Source organism: Streptomyces sp. NRRL S-350 (genome assembly GCF_000719705.1).
Taxonomy (GTDB): Bacteria; Actinomycetota; Actinomycetes; order Streptomycetales; family Streptomycetaceae; genus Kitasatospora.
In genome coordinates, this window is record NZ_JOHO01000002.1 from 208100 (window position 1) to 223352 (window position 15253).

At 72.2% G+C, this 15253-nt stretch carries 9 protein-coding genes; 5 read left to right on the forward strand and 4 right to left on the reverse strand.

Annotated features, from left to right (window positions below; genetic code table 11):
* Positions 1-59 precede the first annotated feature (59 nt).
* The 3 genes from IF30_RS0102400 to IF30_RS0102410 are packed head-to-tail and all read right to left on the reverse strand — an operon-like array spanning position 60 to position 3660.
* Entirely contained in the window at positions 60-1037 is a 978-nt protein-coding gene (locus IF30_RS0102400) for a carbohydrate ABC transporter permease (RefSeq protein ID WP_030231199.1), read from the reverse strand.
* A complete protein-coding gene (locus IF30_RS0102405; RefSeq protein ID WP_051709038.1) occupies positions 1034-1981 on the reverse strand; it encodes an ABC transporter permease in 948 nt (315 codons plus the stop codon). The genes IF30_RS0102400 and IF30_RS0102405 overlap by 4 nt, the downstream gene beginning before the upstream one ends.
* The gene (locus IF30_RS0102410; RefSeq protein ID WP_030231204.1) at positions 1978-3660 is read right to left on the reverse strand and encodes an ABC transporter substrate-binding protein; all 1683 of its coding nucleotides are present in this window, start codon (positions 3658-3660) and stop codon (positions 1978-1980) included. Before IF30_RS0102410 ends, IF30_RS0102405 begins: the two co-directional genes overlap by 4 nt.
* A 231-nt stretch (positions 3661-3891) precedes the next feature.
* On the opposite strand from IF30_RS0102410, the gene IF30_RS0102415 reads away from it, so the two are divergent.
* The 5 genes from IF30_RS0102415 to IF30_RS0102435 all read left to right on the forward strand — a co-directional run bounded on the left by IF30_RS0102415 (position 3892) and on the right by IF30_RS0102435 (position 13873).
* Positions 3892-6750 (forward strand): glycoside hydrolase family 3 protein, encoded by a 2859-nt coding sequence (locus tag IF30_RS0102415; protein ID WP_030231207.1) that lies wholly within the window; start codon positions 3892-3894, stop codon positions 6748-6750.
* A 200-nt stretch (positions 6751-6950) separates the two neighbouring features.
* Positions 6951-7934: an acetylxylan esterase gene (locus IF30_RS0102420; protein WP_030231210.1), complete on the forward strand. Its 984-nt coding sequence runs from the start codon at positions 6951-6953 to the stop codon at positions 7932-7934.
* Positions 7931-9328, forward strand: coding sequence for a GH1 family beta-glucosidase (locus IF30_RS0102425; protein WP_030231213.1), 1398 nt, complete (start codon positions 7931-7933; stop codon positions 9326-9328). The genes IF30_RS0102420 and IF30_RS0102425 overlap by 4 nt, the downstream gene beginning before the upstream one ends.
* Positions 9325-11607, forward strand: a complete 2283-nt coding sequence (gene yicI, locus IF30_RS0102430) for an alpha-xylosidase (protein WP_030231214.1) — start codon at positions 9325-9327, stop codon at positions 11605-11607. The genes IF30_RS0102425 and yicI overlap by 4 nt, the downstream gene beginning before the upstream one ends.
* A 283-nt stretch (positions 11608-11890) precedes the next feature.
* Positions 11891-13873, forward strand: coding sequence for a TIM-barrel domain-containing protein (locus tag IF30_RS0102435; RefSeq protein WP_030231215.1), 1983 nt, complete (start codon positions 11891-11893; stop codon positions 13871-13873).
* Between the two features lie 122 nt (positions 13874-13995).
* Here IF30_RS0102435 and xylA read toward each other — a convergent pair whose 3' ends face one another.
* Positions 13996-15168, reverse strand: a complete 1173-nt coding sequence (gene xylA / locus IF30_RS0102440) for a xylose isomerase (RefSeq protein WP_030231216.1) — start codon at positions 15166-15168, stop codon at positions 13996-13998.
* Positions 15169-15253: the final 85 nt, after the last annotated feature.

The following is a 15253-nucleotide window of genomic DNA, read 5'->3' on the forward strand; positions in this document are numbered from 1 at the left end:
GAGGTCCGCGGGGACCGCTCCCGGTCCATGGGGGGCCCGTCGGGCCTCGCGCGGACGGCTCAGCCCTTGATCGCTCCGGTGAGGACGCCGGTGCGCAGGTGCTTCTGCACGAACGGGTACACGATCACCAGTGGTACCAGGGTGAGGACCACGACCGCCATCTGCAGGGACAGCGGCGCGGTCTGGGCCTGGCCGTTGCCGAAGCCGGAGTTGACGACGCCCGGCATGCCGTTGGCCCGGTTGACATAGGTGAGCAACACGTACTGCAACGGCCATTTCTGACCGTCCGTCGGCATGTAGAGCATGACGTTGAAGAAGGAGTTCCAGTACCCGACGGCGTAGAACAGCGCGGTGACGGCGGTGACGGCGCGTGAGGTGGGCAGGACGACGGACCACAGGATCCGCCAGTCCCCGGCGCCGTCCATCCGGGCCGCGTCGATCAGTTCGGAGGAGGTGTCCTGGTAGAAGGCGCGCAGCACCAGGATGTTGAAGACGGAGACCGCGCTCGGCAGGATCAGCGACCACCACTGGCCGTAGCCGCCGAGGCCCGTGACGACCAGGAAGCTCGGGATCAGGCCGCCGCTGATGAACATCGTGATGATCAGCAGGAGCAGGACGAAGCGGTGTCCGAGGGAGCGCGGCCGGGAGAGGCCGTAGGCGCACAGGACGGAGACGATCATGGAGATCGCGGTGCCGACCACGGTGATGCCCAGGCTCACCCCCAGTGCGGTGACGATCGTCTCGTCGCTGAGCATCTGGCGGTACGTCTCGGTGGTCAGGCCGTCCGGCCAGATCACCAGTCCGCCGGCCCGGTTGATGGCGCCGGGGGTGGAGAAGCTGGTCAGGACGATGATGTAGAGCGGTACCAGGATGACGGCGAGCGTTCCGCCGAGCGTGAGCCCCTTGGCGGCCTGGCCGACGGCGGTGGGCGGTTCCTCCCAGGGCGGGCGGGCGGAGTGGGCCCGGCGGCGGGTGGCCGCCGCCGTCGTGCGGTGTTTGCGGCCCCGCGAGCTCAGGGCGGTGAGTGCGTTGGTCATTTGCGATACAGCCCGTCCTCGCCGAAGGCGTGCGCCAGCTTGTTGGCGCCCCAGATCAGCAGCAGGGAGACCACGCTCTTGAAGAGCCCGGCCGCCGCGCCGTAGCTGTAGCCGCCGGTGGCGATGCCGTAGTAGAAGGAGAAGGTGTCCAGGACGTCCGCCGCCTCGTGGCCGACCGCGTCGCGCTGCACCAGGAACTGCTCGAAGCCGACGGACAGCGCGTTGCCGAGCCGCAGGACGAGCATCAGCACGATCACCCCGCGCAGGCCCGGCAGCGTGATGTGCCACATCCGCCGGAACCGGCCGGCGCCGTCCGCGGCCGCCGCCTCGTACAGCTCGCTGTTGATCGCGCTCAGCGCCGCGAGGAAGACGATGATCCCCCAGCCCGCCTCCTTCCAGATCACCTGGGAGCTGACCAGCAGCGCGAAGGTGTGCGGGTTGGTCATGATGTCCCAGGTGCCGATGTCGTGCTGGCGCAGGAACTGGTTGAGCACGCCGGCGCCGCCCAGCATCTGCTGGAAGATCGTGACCGCCAGCACCCATGAGAAGAAGTGCGGCAGGTAGACCACGGACTGGAAGAAGTTGCGGATCCGCTCGCTCACCACCGAGTTGAGCAGCAAGGCCAGGGCTATGGGGACCGGGAAGAAGAGGACCAGCTGGACGAAGCTCAGGTACAGCGTGTTCTTCATCGCGGCCCAGAAGCCCGGGTCGCCGAACAGCTGCTGGAACTGGTCGAAGCCGACCCATTCGCTGTGCCAGACCCCGACCAGCGGGTCGTACTCCTGGAAGGCGGTCACGACGCCGAACAGCGGCACGTAGTTGAACACCAGGAGCAGGACGACCGCGGGGATCGTCATCAGCAGGAGCGACTTGTCGCGCTTCAGCCTGATCCGCCAGCCGAGGCGCGCCGGTGCGGTGGGGCGCTTCGGTGTCGCCGTGCTCACTGGCCGGAGCCGTACTTGTTGAGGACGTTGTCGGTCATCCACTGCTTGAGCCGCTCCCCGGGGCCGGAGCGCCAGCTGGCGATGGCGTCCTGCAACTCGGAGACCTTCTTCTTGCCGTGGTAGCAGTCCTTGAGGGTGTCGTTGACGCCGGTCGCGGCCGAGGCCGTGGCGATGGCCGGCGGCATGCTGAGGTTCATGCCCCAGAAGGGCGGCTTGCGCAGGTACTGGACGTTGGCGGCCGACCAGCTCGCGTAGTCCTTGGTGATCTGTTCGCCGCCCGGGTTGCTGAGGACGGAGGGGGCGGCGGCCAGGAACGGGTACGTCGTCGCCTGGACGTTCTTCTGGCCCTCCTCCGTGAGGGTCGGTACGCCGTTCATCCGGGTGTGGTGGACGCCCTCGACTCCGAAGTTGACCAGGGTGTACTCGGCCGTGCCGTAGGGGGCGGCGAGGTAGTTCGCGACGGCGAGCAGCTCCTCGACCTGCGCCGGCTTCAGATCGGCGTTGAGGTAGCTGATCATGCTCGCGGCGGCACCCGTGTAGATCACCGGAGTGCCCGTGCCGTCGGCGGTGATGGCGTTGAACGCGCCGCGCCGGTAGTTGGGGTCCGCGGCGGTGCCGGACTGGTGGTCGGCCAGGTTCCAGGCGCCGAGTCCACCGCCTCCGATGAGCGTCTTGCCGCTGTAGAAGCGGGTGGACCCGTTGGAGACGTCACCGGCGAGCGCGTCCGGGTGCATGTAGCCGGAGGTGGCCAGGCGGTAGTGCCAGTCGACGGCCTCCAGGAACTCCTGGGTCTCGAACGGGTGGACCAGCTTGCCGTTGTCGATCCTCCACCTCATGGGGACGTTCCAGGTGAACTGGAGGTAGGTCCACACGTCGTCGAAGGCCCACACGCCCCGTTTGGCGTCGGTCAGCTCCTTGCCGAGGTTCATCAGGTCGGCGGCGGACTTGACCTGGTCGGCGGTGATGCCCCGGGCTTCGAGGATGTCCCGGCGGTAGAAGGTGGCGCCGGGGATGCCGAAACCGGTGGAGAAGCAGGGGATGCCGTAGAGCTTGTCGGCCCAGACGCCGTGCTGCCAGGCGCCGGTGGGGATGGAGGCGAGGTTGGGGTACTTCTTGATGTTGTCGCCGGACAGGTAGGGGGTCAGGTCCGCGAGCTGGGTGCCGGTCAGGCCACCGGTGTTGAACTGGTCGTTCATCCAGGACGGCAGGTTGATCCAGTCCGGCAGCTTCCTGGCGGCCGTCATCGTCGGGATGATGGTGCCGTAGTTGATCCCGTCCGCCGGCTTCATGGCCAGCTCGACCCCGAGCGCCTTGTTCATCGCCTGGTAGAAGGAGTTGCCGGCCTGCGGGGCGGTGCCCCACATCGGGGTGACCGCCGTGTAGCTGCCGCCCTTGCCCGGCACACCGGAGACGCTGGTGGGCGGGGCGGCCGGGTAGGAGAGGTAGGCGGGGTCTGTCACGGCGCCGTCGCCGCCCTGCACGGGGGCGATGTCCGGCTTGACCGCGTTGGGGTTCGGGACGAAGGCGGGCAGGGCCGCCTTGAGGCCCTCCTTGGTGTTGGCCCCGGCCTTCTTGGTCGAGCCGCCGCCGCAGGCGGACAGCAGGGGCGCCATCGCGGCGGCTCCGGCGACCGTGGCAGCAGTGGTCAGAAAGCTCCTGCGGTTCAACCCGGTTCTCATGGTGGGGAGCCCTTCTCCGTCGAAGCGCGGATCTCCGCCGAAGCGTCGAAGCGCTTGGATGTTTCGGCGAGACTAACGACGCGTTTCCGGTTGAGCAAGAGGGTGAACAAATCCAAAATCCTTTGCGTCCTGGGGAGTTGACAGGCCCTTCGGAGCGTGTCAGCGTCGAAGCGCTTCGATGCCAATCCATCGGAGAACCACCGAGCCGAACCCGCCCGAGGGGTATTCCACGTGAGTTCCGTGCCCGAGTCCGCAGCCGACCTCCCCGCATTCCGTGACCCCGCGCTGCCCTTGCGCAAGCGTGTCGACGACCTGGTCGAACGGCTCACGCTCGACGAACGCCTCGCGATGCTGCACCAGTACTCGCCCGCCGTCCCGAGGCTCGGCATCGCCCCCTTCCGCACCGGCACCGAGGGCCTGCACGGCGTCTCCTGGCTCGGCGTGGCCACCGTCTTCCCGCAGGCCGTCGGACTCGGCGCCACCTGGGACGAGGACCTGGTGCGCCGGGTCGCCGCCGCCGTCTCGACCGAACTGCGCGCCTTCCACTACCACCGCCCGCCGGCCGTCGGCACGGCGGCCGAGCGGGGAGCGAACTCCCTGCAGGCCTGGGCCCCCGTGCTCAACCTGCTGCGCGACCCGCGCTGGGGGCGCAACGAAGAGGGCTACTCCGAGGACCCGGTGCACACCGCCCGGCTCGGCGAGGCGTTCTGCCGGGGCCTCACCGGCGACCACCCGACCTACCTGCGGACCGCCCCGGTGCTCAAGCACTTCCTCGCCTACAACAACGAGGACGACCGCTGCACCACCTCCTCCGGGCTGCGCCCGCGCGTGCTGCAGGAGTACGACCTGGCCGCGTTCCGGCCCGTCGTCGCCGCCGGCGTCGCGAGCGGCGCGATGGCCGCCTACAACCTGGTCAACGGCCGCCCGTGCCACGTCAGTCCGCTGATCGAGGCGGAACTGCGCCGCTGGGCCGGGCCGACCGGCCACGAGCTGTTCGTGGTCAGCGACGCCGAGGCGCCGTCCAACCTGGTCGACCCGGAGCACTACTTCGACGACCACGCCGAATCCCACGCGGCGGCGCTCAAGGCCGGCATCGACAGCTTCACCGACCACAACGACGACAGCGCGGTCCCGGTCGGCCGACTGCGCGAGGCCCTGGAGCGCGGCCTCATCGACGAGGAGGACGTCAACCGCGCGGTCCGCCGGCAGTTCGAGGTGCGCTTCCGGGTCGGCGAGTTCGACCCCGAGCTCGACCCGTACGCCGGCACCGGCCCCGAGGTGATCGACAGCCCCGAGCACCGCGCCCTGGCCCGGCAGGCCGCGACCGAGTCGGCGGTCCTGCTCAAGAACGACGGCCTGCTGCCGTTCGACCCGGCCCGCACCCCGCGGATCGCCGTCATCGGCCCGCTCGCCGACTCCCTCTTCGAGGACTGGTACAGCGGCACCATGCCGTACCAGGTCAGCGTCGCCGCGGGCCTCGCCGCGGCGCTCGGCGCCCACGGCGGCGAGGTGGTCCGCGTGGAGGGCTCCGACCGGATCACCCTGCGCTCGGCCACCACCGGCGAACTGCTCGGCAAGTCCGCGTTCGACGTGGTCGACTGGGGCGGCGGCGCCCTCACCCTGAGCGACGCCGACACCGGCCGCTACCTGAGTCTCAAGGACGACGCCACCCTGGTCGCCGACCAGGAACTGCTCAAGAGCTGGTTCGTCCAGGAGACCTTCCACCTCGAACCGGCCGGTGCGGACACCGTGCTGCTGCGCTCCGTGTTCACCGGACGCTACGCCGCCGTGGACCCGGCCGACGGCCGGGTCACCGTCACCGCCGAGACCCCGGACGACGCCGAACGCTGGCAGCGCGAACTGGTGCGCGACGGCGCGGCCGAGGCCCGGGCGGCCGCCGAGAACGCGGACGTCGCGGTCGTCGTCCTCGGCAACCACCCGATGATCAACGGCCGGGAGACCGAGGACCGCGCGGACATCGACCTGCCCGAGGGGCAGGAGGACCTGCTGCGCGCCGTCGCGGCCGTCCGCCCCGAGACGGCGCTGGTCGTGATGAGCAGCTACCCCTACGCCCTCGACTGGGCCGACGAGCACCTGCCCGCCGTGGTGTGGACCTCCCACGGCGGGCAGGAGACAGGCCACGCGCTGGCCGACGTGCTGCTCGGCGAGGCCGAGCCGGCCGGCCGCCTGCAGCAGACCTGGTACCGGGGCGACGACCCGCTGCCCGCCCCGCTCGACTACGACATCATCAAGGCGGGCTGGACCTACCAGTACCACCGGGCCACCCCGCTCTACCCGTTCGGGCACGGCCTGTCGTACACCGAGTTCGCCTACCGCGACCTGCGGCTTTCCCAGCCGGAGATCGGCCAGGACGGCTCGGTCGACGCCACGGTGACGCTGGCCAACACCGGCCCGCGGTCCGGCAGCGAGGTCGTCCAGGTCTACGTCCGGGCCGTGGCGGCGCGCTACGAGGCACCCCGGCAGCGGCTCGCCGACTTCCGCAAGGTACGGCTGGAGCCGGGGGAGAGCCGCGAGTTGACGTTCCGGCTGCCAGCCGAGCGGTTCGCCCACTGGGACGTCGCCACCGGGGCCTTCGCCGTCGACCCCGGCGGCTACGAGGTGATCGTCGCCCGGTCCGCCGGCCACCCGGAACTCACCGCGCCCCTCACCGTGACCGGCCCGGCCGCCGCACCCCGCGCGGTCGTCCGCCGCCGCACCCAGGCCGTCGACTTCGACGACCACACGGACGTCACCATCGTCGACGCCACCCGCACCGACGGCGACGCCGTCACGCCCACCGATCCCGCGCAGCCCGCGACGCTCCTCTTCCGCGACGCCGACCTCTCCGGCGCCGCCCGGATCGCGGTCGAGACCGCCCGCGAGGACGCCGGCACCGGCGGGGCGCGGCTCGAAGTCCGGGCGGACGAGCGGCTGCTGGCCGAGGTCGAGGTGCCCGTCACCGGCGACCGCCACACCTGGACGACCGTCACCGCCGACCTCGCCGAAGCGCTCGAAGGCGTCCACGACCTGAGCGTGACCCTGCACGGCGACTTCCGGCTCGCGGCCTTCCGCTTCGACCCGGCCGACTGAGGCCTGCCGCCCCACGGACCGGCGGCCCGCCCATGGGGTGGGCGGGCCGCCACCCCTCCTGCCCGGCCCGCGAGCGGGGAGACGTCGCCCACTGCCGCACCCGCTCACACCCCGACGTGACGCGCCGCCCGGAGGCGGCCCGCACCCCCGCCCACGCCCCACCACCCCACCTCGGCACCGCCCCACCCGGAGGAACCCGCATGCCGCTCACCGACTTCGGACTCGACGAACTCGGCAGCTACCGGCCCGACTCGACCATGCCGCAGGACTTCGACGAGTTCTGGCAGCGCACCCTCGCCGAAGCCCGCGCCCACGGCGGGGCCGTCAAGGCCGAACGCGTCACCGCGCAGTACGGACTGCGCACCGTCGAGGTCGACGACGTCCGGTTCCCCGGCTGGAACGGCGAGCCGGTGGCCGCCTGGCTGCTGCGCCCGCGCGGCGTGACGGGCCCGCTGCCGGTCGTCGTCACCTACATCGGCTACTCCGGCGGCCGAGGCCTGCCCACCGAGCACCTGTTCTGGCCCGCCGCCGGTTACGCCCAACTCGTCATGGACAGCCGGGGACAGGGCCACGACACCCCCGACCGGGGCGTGGGCGACGGCACCCAGTTCGTCGGCGGCTTCATGACCCGCGGCATCGACTCCCCGGAGAACCACTACTACCGGCGGCTGATGACCGACTGCGTGCGCGCCGTGGACGCCGTCGCGGAACTGCCCGGCCTCGATCCCGACCGGATCGTCCTGGCCGGCGGCAGCCAGGGCGGCGGCCTGGCCCTCGCCGCCGCCGGGCTCACCGGGGACCGGGTGGCCGCGGTGATGCCCGACGTCCCGTTCCTGTGCCACTACCGCGAGGCCGCGCAGATCGCCCTGGACGGTCCGTACCAGGAGATCGTCAGCTACCTGCGCTGGCACAGCCGGCACCGCGTGCAGCCGACCTTCGACACCCTCGACTACTTCGACGGCGTCAACTTCGCCCAGCGGGCCACCGCACCGGCCCTGTTCAGCGTCGGCCTGATGGACCCGGTCTGCCCGCCCCGGACGGTGTACGCCGCCTTCAACCACTACGCGGGAGAGGACCGCACCATGACCGTCTGGCCCTTCGCGGACCACTCCGGCGGCTGCGGCTCCAACCCGCCCGTCCAACTGTCCTGGCTGCTCGACCGCGGCCTGGAGCCGGAGCTGTGACCCCCGCCTTCCCGGAGCTGCCCGCCGGGTTCCGCTTCGGCGCCGCCACCGCCGCCTACCAGATCGAAGGCGCCCACGACGAGGACGGCCGGGGCCCGTCCATCTGGGACACCTACAGCCGCACCCCCGGCCGCACCCTCGACGGCGCCACCGGCGACACCGCCTGCGACCACTACCACCGCTACCCCGAGGACGTCGCCCTGCTCCGGGAGCTCGGCGTCGACGGCTACCGGTTCTCGATCGCCTGGCCCCGCGTCGTGCCGCAGGGCACCGGCCCGGTCAACCCCAAGGGCCTGGACTTCTACGACCGGCTGATCGACGAACTGCTGGCCGCCGGGATCCGGCCCGCCGCCACCCTGTACCACTGGGACCTGCCGCAGCCCCTGGAGGACCGGGGCGGCTGGCGCGTCCGCGAGACCGCCGAGGCGTTCGCCGAGTACACGGCCGTCGTCGCCGAGCGCTACGGGGACCGGGTCGAACGCTGGATCACCCTCAACGAGCCGTTCTGCTCCGCCTTCGTGGGCTACGCCGTGGGCCGGCACGCGCCCGGCGCCCAGGAGGGCCGGGGCGCGCTGGCGGCCGCGCACCACCTGCTGGTCGGCCACGGCCTCGCCGTCCGGGAACTGCGCGCCGCGGGCGCCCGGGAAGTCGGGATCACCCTCAACCTCGACCGCCTGCACGCCGCCTCCGACCGCCCCGAGGACCTGGCCGCGCTGCGCCGCGCCGAGGTCCTGCACAACGAGGTCTGGACGGAGCCGCTGTTCTCCGGACGCTACCCCGAGCACGAGGCCGAGACCTGGGCGGGCCTCGCCGACGGCCCCTGGCGCGAACCCGGGGACCTGGCGGTGATCGGCGCCCCGCTGGACTTCCTCGGCATCAACTTCTACCGGCCGATCACCATCGCCGACGCCCCGCACCACACCGCCGACCCCGAACTGCGCACCGCCGTGGACATCGGCGCCGCCGAGACCGACCCGTACGGCGCCCGGCACACCACCATGGGCTGGCCGGTCGTCCCGGGCGCCCTCACCGAGCTGCTGTGCGACCTCCACGACCGCTACCCGCGGCTCCCGCCCGTGTGGATCACCGAGAACGGCTCCGCCGAGACGGACAGCGTCACCCCCGACGGCCGCGTCCACGACGCGGAACGCATCGACTACCTGGCCGGCCACCTCGCCGCCGTCGCCGACGCCGTCGCGGCCGGGGTGGACGTGCGCGGCTACTACGTGTGGTCGCTGCTCGACAACTTCGAATGGGCCTACGGCTACGACCGGCGCTTCGGCCTGGTCCGCGTCGACTACGAGACCCAGACCCGCACGCCCAAGGACAGTTACCACTGGTACCGGGGCCTGATCACCGCGCACCGCGCGCGGACGGAGGAACCCACCCGATGAAGTTCACCGACGGCTACTGGCTGATGCGCCCGGGTGTCACCGCGCGCTACGCCGCCGAGGTCGCCGACGTCCGGGCCGACGACCAGCGGATGACCCTCTACGCGCCGGTGAAGCACGTACGGGGCCGCGGCGACACGCTGAACAGCCCCCTGCTGACCGTCGAGTGCTGGTCCCCCGCCGAGGGCGTGATCGGCGTGCGCACCACCCACCACGCCGGCTCGGTGCGGCAGCGGCCGGCGTTCGCGCTGCCCGGCGCCGAACAGGGCGTGGGGAAGGTGCGCCGGGACGGCGACGCGGTCGAGCTCTGCAGCGGCGAGCTGACCCTGCGGGTCGACACCTCCGGCCCGTGGCGGATGGAGTTCACGGCCGGCGGCCGGGTCCTGACCTCGGTGGGCGAACGCGGCACCGGCTTCGTGACCGACGCCGACGGCGGCCACCACATGCTCGGACAGCTCTCCCTGGGCGTCGGCGAACTGGTCTACGGCCTCGGCGAGCGGTTCACCCCGTTCATCCGCAACGGCCAGGTGGTCGACATCTGGCAGGCCGACGGCGGCACCAGCAGCGAACAGGCGTACAAGAACATCCCGTTCCACCTGACCAACCGGGGCTACGGCGTCTTCGTCAACCACCCGGGCAAGGTCAGCTACGAGATCGGCTCCGAGTCCGTCGGGCAGGTGCAGTTCAGCGTCGAGGACCAGTCGGTCGAGTACTTCGTCGTGTACGGCCCCACGCCCAAGCAGGTCCTGGAGCGGTACACGGCGTTGACGGGTCGTCCGGCGTTGCCGCCGGCGTGGTCGCTGGGCCTGTGGCTGACGACGTCGTTCACCACCGACTACGACGAGGCCACCGTCAACCGCTTCGTCGGCGGCATGGCCGAGCGCGGCATCCCGCTCAGCGTCTTCCACTTCGACTGCTTCTGGATGCGGGGGTACCAGTGGAGCGACTTCCGCTGGGACGCGGACACCTTCCCGGACCCGGCGGGCATGCTCGCCCGGCTCAAGGAGCAGGGGCTGCGCATCTGCCTGTGGATCAACCCGTACATCGCGCAGAAGTCGGAGCTGTTCGCCGAGGGCATGCGCGAGGGGTACCTGGTGCGGCGCGCGGACGGCAGCGTCTGGCAGTGGGACCTGTGGCAGCCGGGCATGGCCCTGGTGGACTTCACCAACCCGGCCGCCACCGCCTGGTACCTCGACAAGCTGCGCGGCCTGCTGGACGTCGGCGTGGACTGCTTCAAGACCGACTTCGGCGAGCGCATCCCCACCGACGTGGTCTGGCACGACGGCTCCGACCCCGAGCGGATGCACAACTACTACACCCAGCTGTACAACGAGGCGGTGTTCGAGCTGCTGCGCGAGGTGCGCGGCGAGGGCGAGGCGATGCTGTTCGCCCGCTCCGCCACCGTCGGCGGCCAGCAGTACCCGGTGCACTGGGGCGGCGACTGCGAGTCCCACTTCAACGCGATGGCGGAGTCCCTGCGCGGCGGGCTGTCGCTGGGCCTGTCCGGGTTCGGCTTCTGGAGCCACGACATCGGCGGCTTCGAGGGCACCCCGACCCCGGCGGTCTTCAAGCGCTGGACCCAGTTCGGACTGCTCTCCTCCCACAGCCGCCTGCACGGCAGTAAGTCCTACCGGGTGCCGTGGGACTTCGGCGAGGAGGCAGTGGCCGTCACCCGCGAGTTCACCCTGCTCAAGCACCGGCTCGCGCCCTACCTCCAGCGCGCGGCGCAGCAGGCCCACGCCACCGGCCTCCCGGTGATGCGGGCGATGGTGCTGGAGTTCCCGGACGACCCGGCCGCCGCCACGCTCGACCGGCAGTACCTGCTCGGCGACGACCTCCTGGTCGCCCCCGTCTTCACCGAGGACGGCACGGTCGAGTACTACGTGCCCGAGGGGACGTGGACCAACGTCCTGACGGGCGATGAGGTCACCGGCCCGCGCTGGGCGCGCGAGCAGCACGGCTTCCACACGCTGCCGGTGCTCGCCCGCCCGGACTCCGTCATCCCGTTCGGGGCGGACGACCAGCGTCCGGTGTCCGCCTGGGCGGAGGGCGTCGAACTGCGCGTCCACGCCTTCACCGACGGCGCCGAGCGCACCGTCGTGATCCCGCGCAGCGACGGCCCCGGCGAGGCCGCCCGCTTCCACCTGCGCCGCACCGGCGACCGCCTCCGGGTGACCACCGACAGCCCCCACTCCTGGCAGCTGCGCATCGGCGGCCCGGACGGCGCCCTGCACGTCCGCCCGGCCGGCACCGGTGAGGCGGAGCTGCCCTTCCCGGCCTGAGGCCGACCCCGGACGGCGGGGCCCCGCGCGCCACCCCAGGGCCAGCGGGGCCCCGCCCCTCGCACCCGCCCGCGCGCTACCGGCTCTACCTGGGCCTGCTGCTCGTCGTGGAGTGCGCCCCGCGCGGCTACGGCGGGGACCACCTCGCGTTCTGCCGCCGGGTGCTCGGCGAAGCCGTCGCCGGGCTCCGGGCGCTGGGGTAGGTACGCCGCCCGCGAGCACGGCGCCCGGGTGTCGGCCTGCCCGCTTCCGTCATCCGAGAGAAGAACAAGAGGAGCGACCGTTGCCCTACACCCTCCGCGCGGGCGGTCTGGAACGGCACACCGCCGGCGAGGTCCTCCGCATCGAGCCCTGGGGGCCGGACGCCGTCCGGGTGCGGGCCTCGTCCGGGACGGTCGACCCCGCGGCCCCCGGCGCACTGGGAACCCCGCCGCCCGCTCCGCACGCCGAGGTCTCCGCATCGGACGACGGCTGCGCCCGGCTGGTCAACGGCCGCATCGCGGTCGAGGCCTCGGCGGACGGCCGGCTGACGTTCCGCGACGCCGCATCGGGCCGCGAACTCCTCGCCGAGCGGAATCCGTCCGCGTACCACGCCGGCCCCCGCGTCCACGCCCCGGGCGGCCGGACCGAGCAGTTCTTCGAGGCCTACGACGGTGAACGGCTGCACGGCCTGGGTCAGCACCTGCACGGACGCCTGGACCAGAAGGGCTGCGTGATCGACCTCGTCCAGCGCAACACCGTCGTGGCCGTCCCCTTCCTGCACTCCTCGCGCGGCTACGGACTGCTGTGGAACAACCCCGCCACGGGCCGGGTCGAACTGGGCGCCGACACCACCCGGTGGACCGCCGACGCCGGCGGGCGCATCGACTACTGGATCACTGTCGGCGACACCCCGGCCCGGATCCTGGACTCCTACACCGGGGCCACCGGGCGCCCGCCCCTGCTGCCCGAGTGGGCGTCCGGCTTCTGGCAGTCGAAGCTGCGTTACCGCACCCAGGACGAACTCCTGGCGGTGGCACGGCAGTACAAGCAACGCGGACTGCCGCTGTCCGTCATCGTCTGCGACTTCTTCCACTGGCCGCGGATGGGCGACTGGCGCTTCGAGGAGAGCGAGTGGCCCGACCCCGCCGCCATGGTCAAGGAGTTGACGGACCTCGGGGTGAGGCTCGCCGTCTCGGTGTGGCCCACCGTCGAGCCCGGCAGCGACACGTACGAGGAACTGCGCACGGCCGGACACCTCGTACGGGACGCGGACGGCGGCCTGCTCACCTTCCCGTGGCCGTCCCGGTACGCCGGGGACGCGCTGATCCGCCCGATGGCGTACTACGACGCCACCCACCCCGGAGCCCGCGCCGCACTGTGGCAGCGGCTGGACGACAACTACCGTTCGCTGGGCGTGTCCTGCTTCTGGCTGGACGCCTGCGAGCCCGACGTGCCCCCGGGCGTCGCCGAGCGCGCCGTCTACGCGGCCGGGCCGGCCGCCGGGGCCGCGAACCTCTACCCGCTGGAGCACGCCCGCGCGGTGGCCGACGGCCTGCGCGCGGCGGGCGAGGACCGGCCGCTGTCGCTGGTCCGCTCCGCGTGGGCGGGCAGCCAGGCCCACGGAGCCCTGCTGTGGTCCGGGGACATCCCCACCACCTTCGACTCCCTGGGGCGCCAGATCAGGGCCGGGCTGAACGTGGCGATGAGCGGCATCCCCTGGTGGAACACCGACATCGGCGGCTTCTTCGGCGGGGACCCGGACGATCCCGCGTACCGCGAGCTGCTGATCCGGTGGTTCCAGTACGGCACCTTCAGCCCCGTCATGCGGCTGCACGGGGACCGCGAGCCCAACTTCCCCGCCTTCTCCGCGGACATGACCGGCGGGCCGAACGAGGTCTGGTCGTACGGTCAGGAGGCGTACGGCATCCTCTGCGACCACCTGGTGCTGCGCGAGCGGCTGCGCCCGTACCTGGGGAGGCTGTCCGAGGACGCCCACCGCGCCGGCGCCCCGCCGATGCGCCCGCTGTTCTTCGACTTCCCCGGGGACGAGCGCGCCTGGGACGTGGACGACCAGTTCCTGCTGGGCCCGGATGTGCTGGTGGCACCCGTGTACGAGGCGGGCGCCCGGGCCCGCCGGGTGTACCTGCCGTCCGGTGCCCGCTGGCTCGACCCGCTCACCGGGCGCGTGCTGGAGGGCGGGACGACGCTCGACGCGGACGCCCCGCTGGCACGCATCCCCGTGTTCGTGCGGGAAGGAGCCGAGGTCGCGGCCTGGCTGACCTGACGTTCCCGGGCGGTGCGGGCCGACCCGGCCGGGAACGTCAGGTCGGCCAGGCCGAATGGCGGGGGGCCCGCACCGGGCGTGCGCACGGTGCGGGCCCCCCGCCGGGAGGTGCCGTGTCCTGCTCAGCGGGCGCCGAGGAGGTGTTCGAGGGCGAGCTGGTCGAGTTGCTCGAAGGCCATGCCGCGCTCGGCGGCGGCGTCGACGGCGAACTCCTCGAAGGCGGAGCGGTCTGCCAGCAGGCCGGCCAGGCCGTCGGCCGCCGTGGGGAGGGCGAGTTCGGGCAGCCGGGAGGCGGCGAGCGCGGCCTGGACCTCCGGGTCGGCCCGGAAGGCCCGGGAGCGCTCGGCCAGCAGCAGGTAGTTGCGCATGCAGCCGGCCGCCGAGGCCCAGACGCCGTCGAAGTCCTCGGTGCGCGGCGGCTTGAAGTCGAAGTGCCGGGGGCCGTCGTAGCCCGCCGACTCCAGCAGGTCGACCAGCCAGAAGGCCTGGCGGAGGTCGCCCGCGCCGAAGCGCAGGTCCTGGTCGTACTTGATGCCGGACTGGCCGTTGAGGTCGATGTGGAACAGCTTGCCGTGCCACAGGGCCTGGGCGATGCCGTGCGGGAAGTTCAGCCCGGCCATCTGCTCGTGCCCGACCTCCGGGTTGACGCCGACCCGCTCGGGCCGCTCCAACTCGTTGATGAAGGCGAGGGCGTGGCCGACCGTGGGCAGCAGGATGTCGCCGCGCGGCTCGTTGGGCTTGGGCTCGATCGCGAACCGCAGGTCGTAGCCCTGCTGGTCGACGTACTCGCCGAGCAGGTCGAAGGCCTCCTTGAGCCGGTCGAGCGCGGTGCGCACGTCCTTGGCGGCGCCGGACTCCGCGCCCTCGCGCCCGCCCCAGGCGACGTAGACCGAGGCGCCGAGCTCGGCGGCCAGGTCGATGTTGCGGATCGTCTTGCGCAGCGCGTAGCGCCGCACGTCGCGGTCGTTGGCGGTGAACGCGCCGTCCTTGAAGACGGGGTGGGTGAAGAGGTTGGTGGTCGCCATGGGCACCTTCAGCCCGGCGGCGTCCAGCGCGGAGCGGAAGCGCTTGACGGCCTCCTCGCGGCCGCTGTCGCTGGAGCCGAAGGGGATCAGGTCGTCGTCGTGGAAGGTGACGCCGTAGGCGCCGAGCCCGGCCAGTCGCCGGACGGTCTCGACCGGGTCGAGGGCGGGGCGGGTGGCGTCGCCGAAGGGGTCGCGCCCCTGCCAGCCGACGGTCCACAGGCCGAAGGTGAACTTGTGGGCGGGAGTGGGGGCGAGCGCGTCGCTGGACATGGAGCGGCTCCGGATCAGTGCCGAGGGGTGTTTGTCAGGGCTCTCAACAAATTAGTATGCCGGGACGTCAGAAGGAACCCCCACC

Coding starts and splice junctions, on each gene's coding strand:
- IF30_RS0102400 (WP_030231199.1), bottom strand. CDS start 1,037: ATGACCAACGCACTCACCGCCCTGAGCTCGCGGGGCCGCAAACACCGC.
- IF30_RS0102410 (WP_030231204.1), bottom strand. CDS start 3,660: ATGAGAACCGGGTTGAACCGCAGGAGCTTTCTGACCACTGCTGCCACG.
- IF30_RS0102420 (WP_030231210.1), top strand. CDS start 6,951: ATGCCGCTCACCGACTTCGGACTCGACGAACTCGGCAGCTACCGGCCC.
- yicI (WP_030231214.1), top strand. CDS start 9,325: ATGAAGTTCACCGACGGCTACTGGCTGATGCGCCCGGGTGTCACCGCG.
- xylA (WP_030231216.1), bottom strand. CDS start 15,168: ATGTCCAGCGACGCGCTCGCCCCCACTCCCGCCCACAAGTTCACCTTC.